This is a genomic window from Pseudonocardia phyllosphaerae (genome assembly GCF_046546475.1).
Lineage (GTDB): Bacteria > Actinomycetota > Actinomycetes > Mycobacteriales > Pseudonocardiaceae > Pseudonocardia > Pseudonocardia phyllosphaerae.
This window is the reverse complement of the sequence record NZ_JBKGXS010000002.1, coordinates 317098-338495: the sequence shown is the minus strand read 5'-3', so window position 1 is coordinate 338495 and position 21398 is coordinate 317098. Positions and strand designations below refer to the sequence as shown.

Sequence of the window (21398 nt, the reverse complement as noted above, 5' to 3'; positions counted from 1 at the left end):
AGTGACACGACTTGGCAACACAGTGATGCAAGACTGCGTCGGTGGTCAGCGTTCTGCACCGCCCGGCGACGTGGGAACGGGGGCGGCACCGGGTACCGGCGCCGCGTCGTCCTGCGCCGTGGGAACGGGCCGGGCAGCCGTGGCCGGCACCCCCGCGCCCGCCCGGCCGCGCTGCCGCCCGGGTCCGCCCGCTGCTGCTCCCGGCCGCCGCCGCGCTGCTCGCCTACGTCGCGTTCCTGCTGGTCCGCGGTGCACTCGTCGACGACGCCTACATCACCCTGACCTACGTCCGGAACCTCGCGTTCCACGGGCACTGGGGCGCCAACCTCGACGGCATCTCGCACACCGCCACCTCACCGCTGAACGTACTGGTGCAGGCGGCGGTGACCGTCGTCGTCCGGGACGCGGTGCTCGCCGCCGGGATCGTGCTCGCCGGGCTCGCCGCGCTGGTCACTGTGTGGTCCCGTGGTGTCGCCGACGAGCTCGGGTGGCCGCGGTGGACCGCAGCGCTGCCGGTCCCGCTGCTGGTCACGAACCCGCTGCTGCTCTCGACGGTCGGCCTGGAGACCTACCTGGCGATCACCCTGCTCGTCGGGCTCGCCTACGCCGCCGTCGCCCGCCGGGTCGTGCTCGGAGGGGTGCTGTGCGGGCTGCTCGCGCTCACCCGGCCGGACCTGGTGGTGGTCGCCGCCGTCGCGGCGCTCGCCGTGCCCGCCTTCCGCCGCCGGCTGCTCACGACGGTCGCCGCGGCGCTGGCGGTGTCACTGCCCTGGTACCTGGTGTCCTGGGTGGTCCTCGGGTCGATCGTGCCGGACACCGTGCTGTGGAAGGTCGGCTCGAGCTGGGGCCACACCACGTTCACCAACGGCCTCGAGACCTACGACCGCGTCTTCCCGACGGCGACGACGCTGGCCCTGCTCACCGCCGCGGCCGGGATCCTCGGCGGGCTCGGCTGGCTGCTCGCGCGGCGCCCTGGCGGCGCTGCGGTCACCGTCCTCGGAGCCGGCGCGGTGGCGCACGTGGTGGCGTTCGCGGCACTCGGCACGGCGCCGTTCCACTGGTACTACGGCCCCGCGATCGGCGCGCTGACCGTGCTCGCCGCCTGGTCGGCCGGAGCACTCGGCGGCGCCGTCGTCCGGGCCGTCGTGGCGGGGGCACTCGCGGTGCTGGTGATTGCGGGCGCGTCCTTCGACCTCGACCACGGCACCCCGTGGACGGTGTCACCGATCGAGTCGAACTGGGCCACCCCCGCGCAGTACGCCTACATCGCCTCCTACCTGCAGGGGAAGGTCGGCAGTGCGGGGGAGCTGGGGACACTGGCGTATTTCTGCGGGGACCGCTGTGCGATCGACGACTCGCTGTCCGAACGCGCCCCGATGCTGGCCCGGATCGCGAAGCAGCGGGCCGCGGCCGGGCCGGTCGAGGCGGCACTGCTCGACGTCAACTACCGCTGGCTGCAGCCGGCGCCGTACGTGCACGCGACGACGAAGCTGGTCATGCGCAAGGGATGGCATCCGGACGGCGTGAACGTGGGGACACCCTGGTCCGGGCGCAAGAACGTGATCCTGGTGCCGGTCAATCCCTCCCGCTGATCCTGTCGGTCCCCGCCCGTACCCTGAGGGGCATGCTCCGCCGCCTCGACCTGCGACCGACCGCGTCGAACGGGGATCCGCTGCCCCGTCCGGCCACGCTGCGCGGCATGATGCCGCGCGCCGAGATGGACGTCGACGGCGCGATCGACGCCGTCCGCCCGCTGGTCGAGGCCGTCGCCGAGCACGGTGCCGAGGCCGCGCTGGACGCCACGGAGCGCTTCGACAAGGTTCGCCCGGAGACCGTCCGGGTGCCCGCCGCGGCGCTCGCCGACGCGCTGCGCGACCTCGACCCGGGCGTCCGCGAGGCGCTGGAGACCTCGATCGAGCGCGCCCGGACGGTGCACGAGGAGCAGCGCCGGCCGGACGTGGTGACCCAGGTGGTGCCCGGCGGCACCGTCACCGAGCGGTTCGTCCCGGTGCGCCGGGTCGGGCTCTACGCACCCGGTGGCCTGGCCGTCTACCCGTCGTCGGTGATCATGAACGTGGTTCCGGCGCAGGCCGCGGGCGTCGAGTCGCTGGTCGTCGCGTCGCCGCCGCAGGCCGAGTTCGGCGGCCGCCCGCACCCGACGATCCTGGCCGCGGCCGCGCTGCTCGGCGTCGACGAGGTGTGGGCCGTGGGCGGTGCGCAGTGCGTCGCCCTGCTCGCCCACGGCGGCACCGACACCGACGGCGCGGAGCTGGAGCCGGTCGACATGGTCACCGGGCCGGGCAACATCTACGTGACCGCCGCGAAGCGGATGCTGCGCGGCGTCGTCGGGATCGACGCCGAGGCCGGCACCACCGAGATCGCGATCCTGGCCGACGACACCGCGGACCCCGCGCACGTCGCCGCCGACCTGATCTCGCAGGCCGAGCACGACCCGAACGCGGCGTCGGTGCTGGTCACCACCTCGGAGCAGCTCGTCGAGGCGGTCGAGGCCGAGCTCACGAGCAGGGTCGCGGCCACCAAGCACACCGAGCGGGTCCGCACCGCGCTGTCCGGCCCGCAGTCCGGGGTGATCCTGGTCGGCTCTGTCGACGACGGCATCGCCGTGGTCGACGCCTACGCCGCAGAGCACCTGGAGATCCAGACCCGCGACGCCGCCGCCGACGCGGCCCGCGTCCGCAACGCCGGCGCGATCTTCGTCGGGGCGTACGCGCCCGTCTCGCTGGGCGACTACTGCGCCGGGTCCAACCACGTACTCCCGACCGGGGGCTGCGCGCGGCACTCCGGTGGGCTGTCCACCGCGACGTTCCTGCGCGGCGTGCACGTCGTCGACTACTCCGAGCAGGCGCTGCGCGACGTCGCCGGCCAGGTCGTCACCCTCGCCGACGCCGAGGACCTGCCCGCGCACGGCGAGGCCGTGTCCGCGCGATTCGAGGAGGCCCGCTCGTGATCCCCGGGGAGAACGTCCGGCTGGAGGACCTGCCGCTGCGCGAGGATCTGCGCGGCGAGACGCCGTACGGGGCGCCGCAGCTCGACGTCCCGGTGCGGCTCAACACCAACGAGAACCCGTACCCGCCGCCGCCGGAGCTGGTCGCCGACGTCGCCGCGGCGGTGGAGGAGGCGGCACGTGAGCTGCACCGCTACCCCGACCGCGACGCCGTCGCGCTGCGCACCGACCTGGCCGCGTACCTGACGCGGCAGACCGGCGTCGAGCTGTCCGAGCGCAACCTCTGGGCCGCCAACGGGTCCAACGAGATCATCCAGCAGCTGCTGCAGGCGTTCGGCGGGCCGGGGCGCACCGCGCTGGGCTTCGTGCCGAGCTACTCGATGCACCCGATCATCTCCTCGGGCACGCAGACCGAGTTCGTCGCGGTCCCGCGCCGGGAGGACTTCTCCCTCGACGTCGACGCCGCGGTCGCGCTGCTCGCCGAGAAGCGTCCGGACATCACGTTCGTGACCAGCCCGAACAACCCGACCGGCCAGTCCATCGCGCCGCAGGACCTGGCGCGCCTGGTCGAGGCCGCGCCCGGCATGGTGATCGTCGACGAGGCCTACGCCGAGTTCGCCGAGGCCACCGGACGGCCCAGCGCCACGACGCTGCTCGCCGAGCACGGCGACAAGCTCGTGGTGTCCCGCACGATGAGCAAGGCGTTCGCGTTCGCCGGCGGCCGGCTGGGCTACCTGGCCGCCGCGCCGGCCGTCATCGACGCGTTGCAGCTGGTCCGGCTGCCGTACCACCTGTCGGTGCTGGCCCAGGCGTCCGCGCGGGCAGCGCTGCGCCACGCCGACGCCACCCTCGGCTCGGTGGCGCTGCTGGCCGCCGAGCGGGACCGGGTGTCGGCCGAACTCGTCGCCGCCGGCTACGACGTGGTTCCCTCCGACGCCAACTTCATCCTGTTCGGCCGCTTCGCCGACGCCGACCGCGCCTGGCGCGGTTTCCTCGAGCGGGGCGTGCTGATCAGGGACAACGGCATTCCCGGGCGGCTGCGCGTCACCCTCGGCACTCCCGAGGAGAACGACGTGTTCCTCAAGGCCGCCACCGACCTCGCGACCCAGGAGCTGTGACGTGAGCAGGATCGGACGCGTCGAGCGCGTCACCAAGGAGACCCGGATCACCGTCGAGATCGACCTCGACGGCACCGGCAAGACCGACATCGACACGCACGTGCCGTTCTTCGACCACATGCTGGACGCGTTCGGCAAGCACGGCTCGTTCGACCTGTCGGTGCACGCCGACGGCGACATCGAGATCGACGCGCACCACACCGTCGAGGACGTCGCGATCGTGCTCGGCCAGGCGCTGCACCAGGCGCTGGGGGACAAGAAGGGCATCCGGCGGTTCGGCGACGCCTGGATCCCGATGGACGAGGCGCTGGCCCAGGCCGTCGTCGACGTGTCCGGGCGGCCCTACACGGTGTGCACCGGCGAGCCGGAGATGATGCGCGGCTTCGTCGTCGGCGGGCACTACCCGACGGTGCTGAACAAGCACGTGTTCGAGTCGCTGGCCTTCCACGGGCAGCTGGCCCTGCACGTGCGGGTGCTCGACGGCCGGGACCCGCACCACATCACCGAGGCCGAGTTCAAGGCCGTCGCCCGGGCGCTGCGGGCCGCGACCGAGGACGACCCGCGGGTCACCGGCGTGCCCAGCACCAAGGGCGCGCTGTAGCCGCCGGAGTGGCGGCCCGACGACTCACCCGCCCGACCGCAGCCAGGCCAGCACCGCGAGCACGCGGCGGTGCCCGGCGGTCTCGGCAGGCAGGTCGAGCTTGGTGAACACCGCCCGGACGTGCTTGTTCACCGCGGCGTCGGACAGCACCAGCTCGGCGGCGATCTCGGTGTTCGAACGCCCCTGCGCCATCAGGCCGAGCACCTCGTGTTCGCGCGGGGACAGCCGGCCGACCGGGTCGCGGCGGCGCCGGACCAGCCGGGCGACGACCTCGGGGTCCAGCACGGTCCCGCCGGCTGCGACCCGCTCGAGCGCGGTCGCGAACGCGGTCACGTCGGCGACCCGGTCCTTGAGCAGGTAGCCGACCCCGTCACCGCCGGAGCCGCCGTTGCCGGAGCCGCTGTCGAGCAGCGCCTCCGCGGCGGCCGGCTCCACGTACTGGGACAGCACCAGCACCGGTAGCCCGGGGTCGGCCGCACGCAGCGCGACGGCGGCGCGCAGGCCGTCGTCGGTGTGGCCCGGCGGCATCCGGACGTCGGCCAGCACCAGGTCCGGCCGGTCGCGCCCGACCGCCCCGATCAGCGCCGGGGCGTCCCCGACGGCGGCGACGACCTCGTGCCCGAACCGTTCCAGCAGCGCGACCAGCCCGGCCCGCATGAGCGCGGCGTCCTCGGCGACGGTCACCCGCACGGCAGCTCCACCCGCAGCAACGTCGGCCCGCCGGCCGGGCTGGACAGCCGCATCCGCCCGCCGGCGACGGCGACCCGTTCGGCCAGCCCGGCGAGACCGGTGCCGGCATCCGCGTCGGCGCCGCCGTGGCCGTCGTCGCCGACCTCCAGCACGACCTGCCCGGCGTGCACCCTGCCGCGCACCGCGACCACCGTGGCGCCGCTGTGCCGCACGGCATTGGTCAGCGCCTCGCCGATGACGAAGTACGCCGTCGTCGCCACCCGCGGCGGCAGCCGCTCGGGCAGCGGGAGGTCCACCTGCACCGGGAGCGGGCAGCGGCGGGCCCGCTCGGCGACGGCGGCGGCCAGACCGTGGTCGGCCAGCTGCGCCGGGTCGAGGCCGCGGACCAGATCGCGCAGCTCCGCGAGCGTGACGCCGAGCTGGTCCCGGGCGTCGTCGACGCGGGCGGCGGCGGGGGAGTCGTCGGGGACGTCGAGGCGGGCCAGGCCGAGTGTCATGCCCAGGGCGACGAGCCGTTGCTGGGCGCCGTCGTGCAGGTCCCGCTCGATCCGGGACCGCTCGGACTCGAACGCGCTCACCAGACGCCGCACCTCGGTGATCTCCGCGCCCAGCTCGCCGTCGCGGGGGCCGAGCACGGTCCGGGTCAGCGTCGCCCGGGCTCCGGCCCACGCGGTGACCGTCCACGGTGCCGCCCCGAGCAGCAGCACCCCGAGGATCACCAGCGGCCACGCGGCCGGGTCGTCGGCGGGCGAGACGAACAGCAGCACCGGCAGCACGAACACGACCCCGAGCACCAGCGCGTCCAGGCCGGCCAGACCGGTGGCGGCCAGCAGCCCGAACCCGATCTCCCGCCAGGTCGCCGGGGCCCGCCAGAAGGAGCCGCGTCCCGGGGTGGCTAGCCGGTCGTCGTCGACGAGCCGGAGCCGGTGACGCTCGAGGCGCCCCAGCAGCGGCCCTGCGGCGAGGACCGCCGCGACCAGCAGCACCGCCGTCACCACCGCGGTGATCGTCCCGCCGAGCACCAGCCCGGACGCCGGGACGGCGAACGCCCCGACCAGCACGGCACCCAGCGCCGCACCCGTCAGCAGGTAGGCGAGCGACCGCCACGGCCACGGCGTCGCGAGGAACCGCAGCGGCCGCTGGTCCATGGCCTGCCAGGCCGTCGCGATCCGCACACCCCGCAACGTAGGAGATCGGCGGCCCGGCCGCGGTAGTGCCAGGGCTACCTCAGCTGTCCCGTGCGGGTGACCGCGCCGGACACCGCGCCCGCGGTCGGATCGGGTCATGACCGAACCAGCCCTGCGGCTGGACGCGCTGCGCCGCGTCCACGACACCGGCGGCGCCACTCCGGTGACCGCCCTCGACGACGTCGACCTCGCCCTGGACCCCGGGACCGTCACCGCGGTCATGGGGCCGTCCGGATCCGGCAAGTCCACCCTGCTGCACTGCGCTGCCGGGCTGGACCGGCCGACGTCGGGACGCGTGCTGCTCGGCGGCACCGACCTCACCGCACTGTCCGAGCGGCGGCGCACCGTGCTGCGCCGCAACCGGATCGGTGTGGTGTTTCAAGCGTTCAACCTCGTCGCCTCGCTGACCGCGGCGCAGAACGTGGCACTGCCGGGCCGCCTCGCCGGACGCCGCGTGCCGGCGGGCGCGGTCGCCGCCGCGCTGGCCGAGGTCGGGCTCGCCGACCGCGCCGGGCACCGGCCCGGGCAGCTCTCCGGAGGCCAGCAGCAGCGCGTCGCGATCGCCCGCGCCCTGCTCAGCGGGCCGGAGGTCCTGTTCGCCGACGAGCCGACCGGGGCGCTGGACTCGGCGGCGTCGGCGACCGTGCTGGCGCTGCTGCGCCGGGCCACCGACACCCGCGGCACGACGACGCTGCTGGTCACCCACGACCCGTGGGCGGCCGCGCACGCCGACGAGGTGGTCGTCCTGCGCGACGGCCGCGTCCACGACCGGTTCGCCGCGCCCGGACCGGTCGGCGGGACGGACACCGCGGCCGCGATCGGGCTGCGGCTCGCCGAGGCCACCGGATCGATCGCCGGAGGTGCCCGGTGATCGCCTGGGCAAACCTGCGGACCCGGTGGCGGGAGCTCGTGGCGGTGGCGCTCGCCGTCGCCGTCGGCGTCGGGCTGCTGGGGGCGGTGGGACTCGTCGCGCTCGCCGCCCGCCCACCGGTCGCCGACCGGTTCGCGGCGACGTCCGCGCTGGTCGTGGCCCCACCGGCGGACCGGCAGGCGGCACCGCGCTCGGACGGGCGGATCCCGTGGACCGGCGCCGCGGCGGGCGCGCTCGCGGCACGGATCGCGGCCGATCCCGGCGTGACCGCGGCCGTACCGGACCGGTCGTTCCCCGCCGTCCCGATGCCCGGCGGCCGGGCGGCCGGGGACCCCGACGACCGCGAGGGCGGGCACGGCGTCGCGAGCCTGGCGCTCGGCGGCCACCGGATCAGCGGGACCGAACCCCGGGCACCGGGCGAGGCCGTCGTGGACCGGGCGCTCGGCGTCGCACCCGGGGCGACACTGCCGGTGCTGTTCCCGGACGCGCTCCGCGACGTGCGGGTCACCGGCGTCACCGACGCCCCCGGCGTCCACGTGTCCGACGCCGAGGCGGCCCGCCTCGCGCCCGGCGTGCGGACGATCGGGGTGCTCGGAGCGGTGCCGCCCGGCCTGCTGCGGCCCGGGGCGTTGCCGGCCGGGGCGAGCGTGCTGACCGGCGACGACCGTGGTGCCGTCGAGCCGGTGCAGGACGCCCGGGTCCGGTTCCGCGGAACGCAGATGCTCTTCGCGCTCGGCCTGCTCACCGGTACGACCACGGTCGTCGTCACCGGGTCGGCGCTGTCCACCGCCGTCGCCGGACGCCGCCGCGAGCTGGGGCTGCTGCGCTGCGTCGGCGCGACCCCGGCCCAGGTCCGGCGCATCGTGCTCGGCGAGGCGGCGCTCGCCGGGCCGGCCGGGTCGGTGACGGGGGCACTCGCCGCGACCGGTCTCGCCCCGGTGCTGCAGCACGTGCTGCTGACCGCAGGCGCAGCCCGCCCGGCCGCGGTACCCGCGGTGCCCGGCCCGCTGCTCGCCGCGGCGGCCGCGGGCCTGCTGCTCGCCGTGACCGGTGGGCTGGTGGCCGCGCGTACGGCGTCCCGGGCGGCCCCGCTCGACGCGGCCACCGAGCGCGGCGCGGTCCGGAGGGTCGCCCGCTCCCGGCTCGTCACCGGCGCGATCGCGCTGGCCGGGGGCGCGGTGGCGGCGGTGCTCGCCGTCGGCGCCGACGGCGACGGCCGGGTCGGTCTCGCCCTGCTCGCCGGGTCGGTGCTGGTCGTCGCGGCGGCGCTGCTGGCACCGGTGTGCGTCGGCCCGCTCGGCCGGGCCGCCGGGCTGCTGCTCGGCCGCGGAGCGGCGGGGATCCTGGTCCGCGCGGAGCTGTCCGCGGCCCCGGCCCGGACCGCCGCGGTCGCGGCCCCGGCCGTCGTCGCGGTCGGGTTCGCGGTGCTGATCGGCGGGCTCGTCGACACCACCGCCGCCGCCTACCCGGCGCAGCGCACCGCCGTGCTGGCGGGATCGGCCGCCGTCGAGCAGGACGGGGCGCCCGGTCTCCCGGACGCGGCAGCGCGCGCCCTGGACGTGCCCGGAGCCCGGGTCCCGCTGCCCACCGTGCTCACCGCGCGGGGGCCGGCCGGGACGACCACCGTGGACGGCGCAGGCTGGTCGTGGCTGCGGTCCGGTGACGTCGTGCTGTCCGGGCCCTACGCCGACCGGCTCGGCGTCGGCGCCGGTGGACGGCTCCCGGTCACGTTCGCCGACGGCACCACGCGGGAGCTGCGTGTCGCAGTCGCACCGCCGGACGAGCGTCGCGGCGACGTCGCCCTCGCCCGCGACGACGTCCGCGCACACGACCCGGCCGCGGTCACCGACACCGCCTTCGTCCCCGCGACCGCTGTGCCGCAGCCGCTGCCGCCCGGGGCCGTCGTCCGCGACGCGCAGGCCTACGCGCTCGCCGAGTACGCCGTCGACGCCCGCCTCACCGGCGTGCTCGCCGCGCTGCTAGTCGCGGTGTCCGCCGGGTACGGGGCACTCGCCGTCGCCAACGGGGTCGCCGCGTCGGCCCTGACCCGGCGGGCCGACCGCGCGGTACTGGCTGCCGTCGGAGCCACCGGGGGGCAACGGATACGGCTGGCCACGGCCGAGTCGGCGGCGGGCACGGCGCTGGGGGCGGTACTCGGGGTGCTGGTCGCGGCAGGTCCGCTGGCCGCGGTCGCGTCCGGGCTCGCGTCGGCGACCGGGGTGCCGGTGACACCGGTTCTCGACCCCGGGGTGCTCGCCCTGGCGAGCGGGCTCTGCGTGGTCACGGCGGCGGGCACGGCGGCCGCGGTCGCCCGCCGGTGAGGCGCGACTACCCTGGACCCGTGGCACGCATCGTCGTCCTCGACTACGGCTCGGGAAACCTCCGCTCCGCCGAGCGGGCGCTGGAACGCGTCGGGGCGGACGTCACCGTCACGTCCGACTTCGACGCCGCGACCGAGGCCGACGGTCTCGTCGTCCCCGGCGTCGGCGCGTTCGCGACGTGCATGAAGGGCCTCAAGGAGGTCCGCGGCCCGCAGATCATCGGCCGCCGCCTCGCCGGCGGGCGCCCGGTTCTCGGCATCTGCGTCGGCATGCAGGTCATGTTCGACCGCGGCGTCGAGTTCGGCGAGGACACCGAGGGCTGCGGGGAGTGGCCCGGCACGGTCGAGCAGATCCAGGCGGACGTGTTGCCGCACATGGGCTGGAACACCGTGCGGGCGCCGAAGGAGAGCGTGCTGTTCGCCGGGCTGCCCGACGACGCCCGCTTCTACTTCGTGCACTCCTTCGGCGTGCGCAAGTGGGTGCTGCCCGAGTCGCACGCCATCGCCCCGCCCAAGGTCACCTGGGCGCACCACGGCGAGGACGTCGTCGCCGCGGTGGAGAACGGGACGCTGTCGGCGACCCAGTTCCACCCGGAGAAGTCCGGCGACGAGGGCGCCGCGGTGCTGAAGAACTGGCTGTCGACGGTCGGCTGACGGCCCCGTCCCGCACCCACCGGCCGGAACCCGGTCCGGACCGCGTCCGCAAGGACCACAACGGCGTCGGTGACCAGAAGCTCGACCTGCCCGGAACGTCCTGGGACCGTCCTGAGACGGACAATCCGGACACAAGGGTGTGGTCATGCTCAGCCTCGTCGGCTTCCTCGTCATCGCGTCGATCGCGACGCTGCTGATCCTCGGACGGATCTCGCCGATCGTCGGTCTCGCCGTCATCCCGGTGGCCGGCGCACTCGTCGCCGGGTTCACGCTCGACGACATCGGTGAGTTCTACGCCGACGGCCTGTCCTCGGTGATCGACGTCGCGGCGATGCTGATGTTCGCGATCCTGTTCTTCGGGATCATGAACGACATCGGGCTGTTCAAACCGATGATCAACGGCATGTTGCGGGTCAGCCGGGGCAGCGTCGTCGGGGTCGCCGTCGCGACCGTCCTGATGTCCGCGGTGATCCATCTCGACGGCTCCGGCGCGACGTCGTTCCTGATCATCATCCCGGCGATGCTGCCGGTGTACCGCGCCCTGCGGATGAGCCCCTACCTGCTGCTCCTGCTGCTCGGCCTGGCACTCGGTGTCATGAACATGCTGCCCTGGGCGGGGCCGGTCGGCCGGGCGGCGGCCGTGCTCGGCATGGACCCGGTCGCGCTGTGGCGCACGCTGTTCCCGATGCAGATCGTCGGCCTGGTGCTGGCGGTCGCCGCCGCGGTGCTGCTCGGGCTGCGGGAACAGCGGCGGATCGCCAGGCGAGGCGACGGCGACGGCGCCGGTGAGGGCTTCCTGCCGGCCGACGGTGACGGCGGTGCCGGGCGGGACGGCGGGACCGGCGGAGCGGGATCGTCCGGAGCCGCCCGGGACACCGGCGGCCACGCGATCACCGGAAGCCACGAGACCACCGAGACCGACACCGACACCGAGGCCGAGACCGACACCGAGACCGACACCGGGGCCGGCACCGAGGCCGGCACCGACATCACCGACACCGGAGCGGCTCCGACGTCGACCCGGATGCTTCTGCTCAACGCCGGCATCGTCGTCACGACGATCGGCCTGTTGCTCGCCGACGTGCTGCCGCCCGCGCTGGTGTTCATGCTCGGACTGAGCGTCGCGCTGATGGTCAACCACCCGAAGGTCTCCGACCAGATGGACGCCATCAAGCGGCACGGCGGCCCGGCGTTCGGCACCGGGGCGATCGTCCTCGCGGCCGGCAGCTTCCTCGGGATCCTCGACAACTCCGGGATGCTTCGCTCGCTGGCCACCGACATGGTCTCGGTGCTGCCGGAGTCGATCGGCCCGCAGATGCACGTGATCGTCGGCCTGCTCGGGGTGCCGTTCGACCTGGCGCTGTCCACCGACTCGTACTACTTCGCGCTGCTGCCGCTGGCCGTCGAGATCGGCGGGCAGTTCGGCGTGGAGGGCACCTCGGTCGCCGCGGCGATGGTCGTCGGCAACATCATCGGCACCTACGTCAGCCCGTTCACCGCCGCCGTGTGGCTGGCGCTGGGCCTGGCCGGCGCGGAGATGGGCCGGCACATCAAGTACTCGTTCCTCCCGATGTGGATCTTCTCGATCCTGATGGTGCTCGCCGCCGTCGCCATCGGCGTGATCTGAGGCAGCTCGGGCACCGGCGGAGGCTCGGGGCCCGCTGGATACCCTGGGGCGGTGAGCTTCACGTTGCTTCCCGCGGTGGACGTCGTCGACGGTCAGGCCGTGCGCCTGGTGCAGGGCGAGGCCGGGACCGAGACCGGGTACGGCTCGCCACTCGACGCCGCCCAGAACTGGCAGCGCGACGGCGCCGAGTGGGTCCATCTGGTCGACCTCGACGCGGCGTTCGGTCGCGGCTCGAACGCCGAGCTGCTCGCCGAGGTCGTCGGGAAGCTGGACGTGTCGGTGGAGCTGTCCGGCGGCATCCGGGACGACGCCTCGCTGGAGCGCGCGCTGTCCACCGGCGCGGCCCGGCTGAACCTGGGAACCGCCGCGCTGGAGCAGCCCGAGTGGTGCGCGAAGGTCCTCGCCGAGCACGGCGAGAAGATCGCGATCGGCCTGGACGTCAAGATGATCGACGGGCGTCGCCGGGTCGCCGGCCGCGGCTGGACCTCCGACGGCGGCGACCTCTGGGAGGTCCTCGCCCGGCTCGACGGCGCCGGTGCGACCCGCTACGTGGTCACCGACGTCTCCAAGGACGGCACGCTGCAGGGCCCGAACGTCGAGCTGCTCACCGAGGTCGCGCAGGCCACGACCGCCCCGGTGATCGCCTCCGGCGGGATCTCCGAGATCGAGGACCTGACCCGGCTCGCCGAGGTCGCCGCGACCGGCGTGAACATCGAGGGCTCGATCGTCGGCAAGGCGCTCTACGCGGGCCGCTTCACCCTGCCCGACGCGCTGGCCGCGGTCGCGAAGGTGGGTGCCTGATGGGCGTCGCCGTGCGCGTCATCCCGTGCCTGGACGTCGACGACGGCCGGGTGGTCAAGGGCGTGAACTTCAAGGAGCTGCGCGATGCGGGCGACCCGGTCGAGATGGCCCGGGTCTACGACGCCGAGGGTGCCGACGAGCTGACGTTCCTCGACGTCACCGCGTCGTCGTCCGAGCGCGGCACGATGATCGACGTGGTGCGCCGCACCGCCGAGCAGGTGTTCATCCCGCTGACCGTGGGCGGCGGCATCCGGACTCCCGACGACGTCGACCGGATGCTGCGTGCCGGTGCGGACAAGGTCAGCGTGAACACCGCGGCGATCGCGCGCCCGGAGCTGCTGCACGAGATGTCGCGCCGGTTCGGGTCGCAGTGCATCGTGCTGTCGGTCGATGCGCGGCGTGTCCCCGAGGGGGAGGCGCCGCAGCCGTCCGGGTTCGAGGTCACCACGCACGGCGGCCGTCGTTCGGCCGGGATCGACGCCGTCGAGTGGGCCCGGCGCGGCCAGGAGCTCGGCGTCGGGGAGATCCTGCTGAACTCGATGGACGCCGACGGCACCCGCGCCGGGTTCGACATCGAGCTGATCGAGGCGGTGCGCAAGGTCGTCGACGTCCCGGTGATCGCCTCCGGCGGCGCCGGTTCGGTCGACGACTTCGTGCCCGCCGTGCAGGCCGGGGCGGACGCGGTGCTGGCCGCGAGCGTCTTCCACTTCGGCACGCTGCGGATCGGGGAGGTCAAGGACGCGATGCGCGCCGGGGGAGTGGAGGTCCGATGAGCGTCTCCGAGCGGGTTCGTCCGTTCGAGTCCGCGCTCGACCCCGCCATCGCCGCGCGACTCAAGCGCGACGCCGACGGGCTGGTCTGCGCGGTCGTGCAGTCCGGCGCCGGTGAGGTGCTGATGGTGGGCTGGATGGACGACGAGGCGCTGCACCGGACGTTGACCACCGGCCGTGGCACGTACTGGTCGCGGTCGCGGCAGGAGTACTGGGTCAAGGGCGGCACGTCCGGGCACGTGCAGCACGTGCGCGAGGTCCGGCTGGACTGCGACGGCGACGCGGTGCTGGTCGTCGTCGACCAGGAGGGGCCGGCCTGCCACACGGGCACCCGGACCTGCTTCGACACCGACGTCCTGCTCGCCAGGGGCGGCGCCTGAACACCGACGTCCTGCTCGCCAGGGACGGCGCCTGAACCATGCACACCGACGCAGCGTGACCGGGGGCCGACCCCATCGGCCCACTTGCCGAGGCCTGCGCCGCACGGCATCGTCGGCACATGGAGCCTGACGACGACACCGATCCGCGGGCGCGCTGGCGGACGATGCCCGAGCCCATCCGCCCGGACCAGTGGGTGGCCGAGCACGACACGGACCCGATCCCGGAGTCCCTGTCCGACGCCGAGGCCCGGCGTCTGGAGCAGGAACGGACCTACGTGGCCACCCGGCTCGCCGGCGGCGGCGGTCTCTGACCCCGCGGCACCCGGCGCGCGGTCCGCTGCGGGTCAGGCGTGCACCGGCGGCATCGGCGGGGGCGTGGGTTCCCGGGGCGCGCTGGTCACCCAGCGGATCCCTGCGGTGATCAGCATCCCGCCGGCACGTACGGCGGTCGCCTCGGTGACCGGTAGCCACGGCAGCCGCAGGGGTGTCCGCGCCCAGCGGGGCAGCAGCCCGACCGACGCGGCGGCGAGCACGCCGTAGGGCACCCGGGCGGCGAGCGGCAGCGGCGGCTCCCACAGCAGGAACTTCGCCGCGTCGCGGGCCTCCGGGGTGCCGCGCAGCTCCGGCCGGTACGCCGCGATCTGCGCGGCCAGCTCCGCGGTGGTCTCCGGCGGGTCCGGGATGCCGAGCTCACGGGCGACCCGCGCGGTGTCGGCGACGTAGGCGTCGCGCCCGGCCGGGTCGAGGGGCTCGCCGCCGTAGCGGTCGTGCGCGGACAGGAAGCTGTCGATCTCGGCGATGTGCACCCAGCGCAGCAGGTGCGGATCCGACGCGGAGTAGGGGCGCCCGTCGGGGGCGGTGCCGTGGACGTAGGAGTGGGCGCGCTTGATCGCGGCGATGACGCGGTCGGCCTCGTCGGCGGGGCCGAACGTCGTCGCGGCCAGGAAGTACGAGGTGCGCTGCAGCCGTCCCCACGGGTCGCCGCGGAAACCGGAGTGCCCGGCGACCCCGGCCATCGCCAGCGGGTGCAGCGACTGGAGCAGCAGCGCGCGCAGACCGCCGATGAACATCGAGGCGTCGCCGTGGACGCGGCGGATCGCGGCGTCGTCGTCGAACCAGCGGGGACCCTCGGCGCCGAGGATGCGCCTGCGGCGACCGGCACCCTCGTCGCCGGCGACCCGGGAGAACACCGCCTGCCCGACCTGGGACCGGAGTGCCGCGAGCCGGGCGGTGACGGCGTCGGGGACGTAGTCGGCGACGGCGGTGAGGTCGGCCATCACCCCAGTGTGCGGCCGGTCCGGGCGGTCGGCGACCGGTCGATCCCGGCTCCCTGTGCGGCAACCGATCCCGCCGCGCCGGACTCCATGCCGCCCGGTCGTGCGGTGCCCGGATTCACGGCCCCGGCTCCCGTGGCGCCGGACTCCACGACGATTCCACGACACTGCTGCCGCCGACGGCCAGGAGCCCGGCGACGGCGAGGGCGAACCCGCCGAGCAGCCCGCACAGCTGTGCGAGCCCCTGCGCGGGGTCCCCGGACCCGGACAGCGCGGTGGCGCCCATCGTCGTCACCGCAGACCAGAGCCCGTTCGCGAACGGCACCGCCGTGCCGGCCCACGCCGTGACCACCACGGCCGCCGAGCCACGGCCGCGGGCCAGCCGCACCACCGCGACCACCCCGGCGAGCCCGAACCCGGCGTCCAGTGCGGCGACGATCACGAGAACCCCCGATCCGCTGCCTGCACCGGACACCATGAGCAGTCCGGCGGCGAGCACACCGAGCACGGCGCCACCACCGGCGGTGGCGTGCAGGAGCGGCCGGACGGCGGTGTCCACGGGGGCCGGGCGGCGCAGCCGGTCCCGCCAGCGGTCGGCCGCGTACACCGCGAACGCGGCGAGCAGGCAGAGCCCCTGCCAGGCGAAACCGCCGTAGACCAGCGGCCGCACCCACGGCTGGAGCCCGACCGACGCGGCCGGCCCGCCGGCGAGCATGGTGAGCGGGAACGTGACCACCATCGGCAGCAGCAGCCCGGTCGCCACCCAGGCGGGCAACAGCACGGCGAGCGCGGGGATCCGGCCGGCGCGGCGCGAGCCGAGAGCCGCCGCGAGGACGACGACGCACAGGTCGAGCACGACGGTCACCGCGTTCAGCACCCGCATCGACCCGCTCGTGAGCAGCGCCGCGTCGGTGACGCCGACGGCGGCGCCGGTCAGCCAGGCGCACTTGAGGCCGAGGTAGGGCAGCGTGCCGAGCGCCGCGGCGACGCCGAGGGCCCGCCGGAGGGCGAGGGCGCGGTGGCGGACCGGTGTGGAACCGGTCGCCCGGGTGGACAGCGGTGTGAAGGTCATGCCGTCGAGCGTGCTGCGGCGCCGTCGTCGCCGGATCCCGCCCGCGTGGGGACCGCCTCCCTCCCGCGAGGGAGCCGCGGAACCCTGCTGATCTGCGACGATTCCCCCGTGACCAGGGGACGGGCCGCCGGAACGGCCGCGCGGCGGGCGCTGCACGCGCTGCTCGGCGCGGCCGTCCTGCTGCCCTACCTCGGGCTCGGCTGGGTGCTGGTCCGGACCGGGCAGGAGAGCGACAGCGCGCTCGTCACCGTGCTGCTGACGGTGCCCGCGGTCGCCGGCGGGCTCGGCGTTCTGGTGCTGCCGGGGGTGCGGGAGCTGGCCGTCGCCGCCGCCCGCACCCTGCTCGACGCCTGCCCTCTGCCCGACACCCCCCTCCCGGACCGGCGTACTCCGCGCGGCGGGCGGCTGCGCGGCGCGCTCTGGGTGCTGCTCGGGATGGCGGTGGGCCTGCTCGCGGCGTCGGCGCTGCTCGCCGGGATCCCGCAGGCGATCGGGCTGATCACGGCACCGTGGGTCGCCTACCCGGGTTTCCCGACCGGCGCCGGTGCCTGGTGGGCGCCGATCCTCGGGCCGGTCCTGCTGCTGGTCGCGGGCGCGGTCCCGGTGCTGCTCGGCGCCGCCCAGGCCCGGGTCGCGCCGTGGTTCCTCGGCCCGACCCCGGCCGAGCGGCTCGCCGACGAGCTGGACCGCACCCGCAGGGCCGCCGCCCGCGACGCCGAGCACGCCCGGCTCGCCCGGGAGCTGCACGACTCGGTCGGGCACGCGCTCACCGTCACCACCCTGCAGGCGGGCGCGGCGGCGGAGCTGCTGGACTCCGACCCCGCGTTCGCCCGGACGGCGCTGGAGGCGATCGCCCGCACCGGCCGGGCGGCCCTCGACGACCTCGACCACGTCCTCGGGCTGCTGCACACCCAGGGAGCCGACGGGACCGACGGGACCGCCGAGCCCCGTGAGTCCGGGCCGGCCGGGAGGGACGACCGGGCACCTGGCGGACGCGGCGCGGACCGGGGCGGGGCGGACGGCGCCTCGCCGGTCCGCGACCTCCGCATGCTGGACGACCTCCTCGACGGCGCCCGCACCGCCGGACTCGCCCTGCGTACCGATCTCGACGACCTGACCGCGATCCCGGGCCCCGTCTCCCGCGAGATCTACCGGCTCGTCCAGGAAGGCCTCACCAACGCACTGCGCCACGGCACCGGCTCGGCATCGGTCACGCTGCGCCGCACCGGAACCGCGGTCGAGCTGACGGTCCGCAACCCGCGCCGCTCCCGGGGCGGTGAGCAGAGCAGCGGTGGGCGTCGCGTCGGCGGGCGCGGGCTCACCGGTGCCGCCGACCGCGTCACCCCGCTCGGCGGCACCCTCACGGCCGGCCCCGACAGCACCGGCAGCACCGACTGGGTCCTGCACGCCGTACTCCCCACGGCGGCACCGCACTGCTCCGACCGGACCAGCTGGGCCGCGTCACCGGCGCGGCACGACGACGACACCCGCCCGGCCCGGTAGGACCGGGACCATGATCGGGCTGCTGCTGGTCGACGACGAGGAGCTCATCCGCACCGGGCTGCTCGCCGTCCTCGGCGCCGACCCCGATCTCGCCGTGCTCGGTGAGGCGTCCGACGGCGCCGAGGTGCCCGGACTGGTCGAGCGGCTGCGCCCGGACGTCGTCCTGATGGACGTCCGCATGCCCACCGTCGACGGCATCACCGCCACCCGCGCCGTGCTGCGCCGCCCGGATCCGCCGCGGGTGCTGGTGCTGACCACGTTCGGCCACGACCGGTACGTCTACGACGCCCTGCGCGCCGGCGCGTCGGGGTTCCTGCTCAAACGCACTCCGCCGCGCGACGTCGTCCGTGCCGTGCACACCGTCGCGGCGGGGGAGTCGCTGCTGTTCCCGGCCGCGGTCCGTGAGCTCGTCGCCGGGTTCGCCGGGGGCGGGGACGGGCTCGCCGGGGCCGGGCTCACCGGACGGGAGGGCGAGGTGCTGCGCGCCATGGCCCGCGGCCTGTCCAACGCCGAGATCGCCGCGGAGCTGCACCTCGGCGTCGAGACGGTGAAGACCCACGTCAGCAGCGTGCTGGCCCGCACCGGCGCGCGGGACCGCACCCAGGCCGTCGTCCGGGCCTACGAGTCCGGGTTCGTCGACCCCAGGTTCCCGGTCAGGTAGCGCTGCACCGTCGGCCCGACGGCCGCGACGATCTCCTCCTGCGGTGCCGACGCCAGCGGCTCCAGCCCCACGACGAAGCGCATCATCCCGATCCCGATCAGCTGCGAGGCGACCAGCGCGCCGCGCTCGTCGTGCCGGTCCGGCGACACCCGCTCGACGACCGGCCGCAGGATCGCCCGGGTGATGAACTCACGCAGCATCCGCGCCGCCGTCGGGTGCGCGGTGACCGAGCGCAGCATCGCCGCAATCGCGCCGCCCTCCGCGCCGTCCCACACGGTCAGGAAGCCGCGCACGACCGCCTCGCCGATGTCGTCCGGGTCGGCGGTGAGGATCGTCCCGCGGACCCGGTGCACGTCGAGCGGCAGCTCCAGCGACGCGGTGAACAGCTTCTCCTTGCCGCCGAACCAGTGGTTGACCATCGCCGGGTCCACCCCGGCGCGCTCGGCGATCCGGCGCACGGTCGCCCCCTCGAAACCGCGCTCGGCGAACTCGGCGCGGGCGGCGTCGAGCAGGCCGGAGCGGGTGTCGGTCCCGCCGGAGCGGCGCCCGCGGCGGCGCGGCGCGGGATCGGGTGCGGCGTTCACGACTCCATCTTCACCCCGCGGCCGGCCCCGGTCGCGGTCGGGGAGAATGACGACCATGACCAGCGCCACGCCCGTCCCGGCCGCGGCCGCCCTCGGCGCGGTGACCCCGACCCGCGAGGAGTTCCGTGAGCTGGCGAAGGTCCACCGGGTCATCCCGGTGACCCGCCGCCTGCTCGCCGACGACGAGACGCCGGTCGGGGTCTACCGCAAGCTCGCCGGGGGTGCCTCGGGAACGTTCCTGCTCGAGTCGGCCGAGAACGGCCGGTCCTGGTCGCGCTGGTCGTTCGTCGGTGCCCGCAGCGCCGCCGCGCTCACCTCGGTCGACGGAGAGCTGCGCTGGACGGGTACCGAGAGCAGCGCAGGCGGAACGAGCATCGGCGGAGTTCCCGAGGGGCTCCCGACCTCCGGTGACCCGCTCGAGGCGCTGCGCACCGTCGTCACCGAGCTGCACTCCGAGCCGCTGCCCGGACTGCCGCCGCTGACCGGCGGGATGGTCGGCTACCTGGGCTACGACATCGTCCGCCGGGTGGAGCGCATCGCCGACCCCGACGACCCCGCCGTCGACGACCTGCAGCTGCCCGAGCTGGTGATGCTGCTGGCCACCGACCTGGCCGCGCTCGACCACCACGAGGGCACCGTCACCCTCATCGCGAACGCGATCAACTGGGACGCCACCGACGAACGCGTCGACCAGGCCTACGACGACGCCGTCGCCCGCCTCGACCGGATGACCGGCGAGCTCGCGGCACCCGCGCCGAGCACCGTCTCGGTCTACCGGCCGGGCGAGCCGGAGTTCCTGCGCCGCCGCACCCCGGCCGAGCACCACGCCGCGATCGAGGACGCCAAGGAGCAGATCCGGGCCGGCGAGGCGTTCCAGATCGTGCTGTCGCAGCGCTTCGAGATGCCGTGCGAGGCCGACCCGCTCGAGGTGTACCGGGTGCTGCGGACCAGCAATCCGAGCCCGTACATGTACCTGTTCCACCTCGACGACGCCGCGGGCGGGCCGCCGTTCTCCATCGTCGGATCCAGCCCGGAGGCGCTGGTCAGCGTGCTCGACCGGCGCGCCACGACGCATCCCATCGCGGGCACCCGCTGGCGCGGCGCGACCGAGGAGGAGGACCGGTTCCTGGAGAAGGACCTGCGCGCCGACGAGAAGGAACGCGCCGAGCACCTCATGCTCGTCGACCTGGGTCGCAACGACCTCGGCCGCGTGTGCGAGCCCGGCACGGTCAAGGTCGTCGACTTCTTCGAGGTCGAGCGGTACTCCCACGTCATGCACCTGGTCTCGACGGTGACCGGCCTGCTGCGCGAGGACCGCACCGCGTTCGACGCCGTCGTCGCCTGCTTCCCGGCCGGAACCCTGTCCGGCGCGCCGAAGGTGCGCGCCATGCAGGTCATCGACCGCCTCGAACCGACCCGGCGCGGGCTCTACGGCGGCATCGTCGGCTACCTCGACTTCGCCGGGAACGCCGACACCGCCATCGCGATCCGTACCGCGCTGATCCGTGACGGCACGGCCTACGTGCAGTCCGGCGGCGGAATCGTCGCCGACTCCGACCCGGCGGCCGAGGACACCGAGACCCTCAACAAGGCCCGCGCCGTGCTGTCGGCGATCGCCGCCGCCGGCACGCTCGCCGCGCCGGACGAGGTGACGGGGTCCCCGGCCGCGGAGCGCACGTGAGCAGCGCCGGCACGCCGCGCGAGGACCCGCCGCGTGACGACAAGCGGTCCTACGGCCTGGTCGTCGTCGGGCAGCTCGCCGGCGCCGCGGCGCTGTGGGGCTCCGGCGCGCTGGCCTGGTTCACCGTCGACGTCCCCACACCGACCCGCGGCACGGTGCAGGCGTCCGCCACCGGGGCGCAGCTGCAGCCGGCGCTCACCGCGGTCGCGGCGCTGCTGCTGGCCGCGGTCGCCGCGCTCGTCGCGCTCTCCGGGATCGCCCGCCGGATCCTCGGTGGGCTGGTCGGGCTGGCCTCGGTCGCCGCGCTGGTGCTGACCGTGCACCTGATGACGGTCCCGCCGACCGCCGCCGAGCTGGCCTCGGCCCGGGCCGGGCTCAACACCGGCGGCGCCCCGCAGGGCGTCGGGCCGGTGGCCGGTACGGCGGCGCCGTGGCTCGCGGTGGCCGGTGCGGTCGTCGCGTTCGCCGCCGCGGTCCTGCTGGTGGTGCGGGAGCCGCGGCTGCCGAAGCTGGGGTCGCGCTACGACGCCCCCGGAGCCCGCAAGGAGACCGCGCCCGCCGATCCCGACCGTGCGGCCTGGGAGAGCCTCGACGCGGGTGGGGACCCCACGGTCCGCCCGCGTGAGGGCGAGAGCTGAC

General features: G+C 75.4%; 21 protein-coding genes. 16 read left to right on the top strand and 5 right to left on the bottom strand.

What is annotated here, in order from left to right; genetic code table 11:
• The first annotated feature begins 41 nt into the window (after nt 1-41).
• The 4 genes from ACLE50_RS06945 to hisB are packed head-to-tail and all read left to right on the top strand — an operon-like array spanning nt 42 to nt 4684.
• Nucleotides 42-1592 (top strand): hypothetical protein, encoded by a 1551-nt coding sequence (locus ACLE50_RS06945; RefSeq protein ID WP_410942567.1) that lies wholly within the window; start codon nt 42-44, stop codon nt 1590-1592.
• Nucleotides 1593-1624: 32 nt separating this feature from the next.
• Nucleotides 1625-2968, top strand: coding sequence for a histidinol dehydrogenase (gene hisD / locus ACLE50_RS06940; RefSeq protein WP_410942566.1), 1344 nt, complete (start codon nt 1625-1627; stop codon nt 2966-2968).
• The gene (locus ACLE50_RS06935; RefSeq protein WP_410942565.1) at nt 2965-4083 is read left to right on the top strand and encodes a histidinol-phosphate transaminase; all 1119 of its coding nucleotides are present in this window, start codon (nt 2965-2967) and stop codon (nt 4081-4083) included. Before hisD ends, ACLE50_RS06935 begins: the two co-directional genes overlap by 4 nt.
• A gap of 1 nt (nt 4084) precedes the next feature.
• Entirely contained in the window at nt 4085-4684 is a 600-nt protein-coding gene (gene hisB / locus ACLE50_RS06930; RefSeq protein WP_410942564.1) for an imidazoleglycerol-phosphate dehydratase HisB, read from the top strand.
• 24 nt (nt 4685-4708) lie between these two features.
• On the opposite strand, the gene ACLE50_RS06925 is transcribed toward hisB, so the two are convergent.
• A complete protein-coding gene (locus ACLE50_RS06925; protein WP_410942563.1) occupies nt 4709-5374 on the bottom strand; it encodes a response regulator transcription factor in 666 nt (221 codons plus the stop codon).
• The gene (locus ACLE50_RS06920; RefSeq protein ID WP_410942562.1) at nt 5365-6549 is read right to left on the bottom strand and encodes a sensor histidine kinase; all 1185 of its coding nucleotides are present in this window, start codon (nt 6547-6549) and stop codon (nt 5365-5367) included. Before ACLE50_RS06920 ends, ACLE50_RS06925 begins: the two co-directional genes overlap by 10 nt.
• A 109-nt stretch (nt 6550-6658) precedes the next feature.
• Here ACLE50_RS06920 and ACLE50_RS06915 point away from each other — a divergent pair, with 109 nt between their 5' ends.
• From ACLE50_RS06915 to ACLE50_RS06880, 8 genes are all read left to right on the top strand, one after another.
• Entirely contained in the window at nt 6659-7432 is a 774-nt protein-coding gene (locus ACLE50_RS06915; RefSeq protein WP_410942561.1) for an ABC transporter ATP-binding protein, read from the top strand.
• Nucleotides 7429-9753 (top strand): FtsX-like permease family protein, encoded by a 2325-nt coding sequence (locus tag ACLE50_RS06910; RefSeq protein WP_410942560.1) that lies wholly within the window; start codon nt 7429-7431, stop codon nt 9751-9753. Before ACLE50_RS06915 ends, ACLE50_RS06910 begins: the two co-directional genes overlap by 4 nt.
• A gap of 20 nt (nt 9754-9773) precedes the next feature.
• On the top strand, nt 9774-10406 hold the full coding sequence (gene hisH, locus ACLE50_RS06905) for an imidazole glycerol phosphate synthase subunit HisH (RefSeq protein WP_410942559.1): 633 nt from the start codon (nt 9774-9776) through the stop codon (nt 10404-10406).
• A 145-nt stretch (nt 10407-10551) separates the two neighbouring features.
• The gene (locus ACLE50_RS06900; protein WP_410942558.1) at nt 10552-12033 is read left to right on the top strand and encodes a CitMHS family transporter; all 1482 of its coding nucleotides are present in this window, start codon (nt 10552-10554) and stop codon (nt 12031-12033) included.
• A gap of 51 nt (nt 12034-12084) precedes the next feature.
• The gene (gene priA, locus ACLE50_RS06895) at nt 12085-12834 is read left to right on the top strand and encodes a bifunctional 1-(5-phosphoribosyl)-5-((5-phosphoribosylamino)methylideneamino)imidazole-4-carboxamide isomerase/phosphoribosylanthranilate isomerase PriA (protein WP_410942557.1); all 750 of its coding nucleotides are present in this window, start codon (nt 12085-12087) and stop codon (nt 12832-12834) included.
• On the top strand, nt 12834-13607 hold the full coding sequence (gene hisF, locus ACLE50_RS06890) for an imidazole glycerol phosphate synthase subunit HisF (RefSeq protein ID WP_410942556.1): 774 nt from the start codon (nt 12834-12836) through the stop codon (nt 13605-13607). Before priA ends, hisF begins: the two co-directional genes overlap by 1 nt.
• On the top strand, nt 13604-13984 hold the full coding sequence (hisI, locus tag ACLE50_RS06885) for a phosphoribosyl-AMP cyclohydrolase (protein WP_410942555.1): 381 nt from the start codon (nt 13604-13606) through the stop codon (nt 13982-13984). Before hisF ends, hisI begins: the two co-directional genes overlap by 4 nt.
• A gap of 119 nt (nt 13985-14103) precedes the next feature.
• On the top strand, nt 14104-14295 hold the full coding sequence (locus ACLE50_RS06880) for a hypothetical protein (RefSeq protein ID WP_410942554.1): 192 nt from the start codon (nt 14104-14106) through the stop codon (nt 14293-14295).
• Nucleotides 14296-14328: 33 nt separating this feature from the next.
• On the opposite strand, the gene ACLE50_RS06875 is transcribed toward ACLE50_RS06880, so the two are convergent.
• Nucleotides 14329-15261: an oxygenase MpaB family protein gene (locus tag ACLE50_RS06875; protein ID WP_410942553.1), complete on the bottom strand. Its 933-nt coding sequence runs from the start codon at nt 15259-15261 to the stop codon at nt 14329-14331.
• Between the two features lie 115 nt (nt 15262-15376).
• The gene (locus ACLE50_RS06870) at nt 15377-16330 is read right to left on the bottom strand and encodes a hypothetical protein (protein ID WP_410942552.1); all 954 of its coding nucleotides are present in this window, start codon (nt 16328-16330) and stop codon (nt 15377-15379) included.
• Nucleotides 16331-16438: 108 nt separating this feature from the next.
• Between ACLE50_RS06870 and ACLE50_RS06865 the strand changes: the two genes are divergently transcribed.
• Both ACLE50_RS06865 and ACLE50_RS06860 read left to right on the top strand, forming a co-directional pair.
• Nucleotides 16439-17833: a sensor histidine kinase gene (locus ACLE50_RS06865; protein ID WP_410942551.1), complete on the top strand. Its 1395-nt coding sequence runs from the start codon at nt 16439-16441 to the stop codon at nt 17831-17833.
• Between the two features lie 10 nt (nt 17834-17843).
• A complete protein-coding gene (locus ACLE50_RS06860; protein WP_410942550.1) occupies nt 17844-18494 on the top strand; it encodes a response regulator transcription factor in 651 nt (216 codons plus the stop codon).
• On the opposite strand, the gene ACLE50_RS06855 is transcribed toward ACLE50_RS06860, so the two are convergent.
• A complete protein-coding gene (locus ACLE50_RS06855) occupies nt 18452-19078 on the bottom strand; it encodes a TetR/AcrR family transcriptional regulator (RefSeq protein WP_410942549.1) in 627 nt (208 codons plus the stop codon). The genes ACLE50_RS06860 and ACLE50_RS06855 overlap by 43 nt on opposite strands.
• A gap of 55 nt (nt 19079-19133) precedes the next feature.
• Here ACLE50_RS06855 and ACLE50_RS06850 point away from each other — a divergent pair, with 55 nt between their 5' ends.
• Both ACLE50_RS06850 and ACLE50_RS06845 read left to right on the top strand, forming a co-directional pair.
• Nucleotides 19134-20759 (top strand): anthranilate synthase component I, encoded by a 1626-nt coding sequence (locus tag ACLE50_RS06850; RefSeq protein ID WP_410942548.1) that lies wholly within the window; start codon nt 19134-19136, stop codon nt 20757-20759.
• Nucleotides 20756-21397 carry a Trp biosynthesis-associated membrane protein gene (locus ACLE50_RS06845; protein ID WP_410942547.1) on the top strand — a complete coding sequence of 214 codons (642 nt, stop codon included), beginning with the start codon at nt 20756-20758 and terminating at the stop codon, nt 21395-21397. The genes ACLE50_RS06850 and ACLE50_RS06845 overlap by 4 nt, the downstream gene beginning before the upstream one ends.
• Nucleotide 21398: the final 1 nt, after the last annotated feature.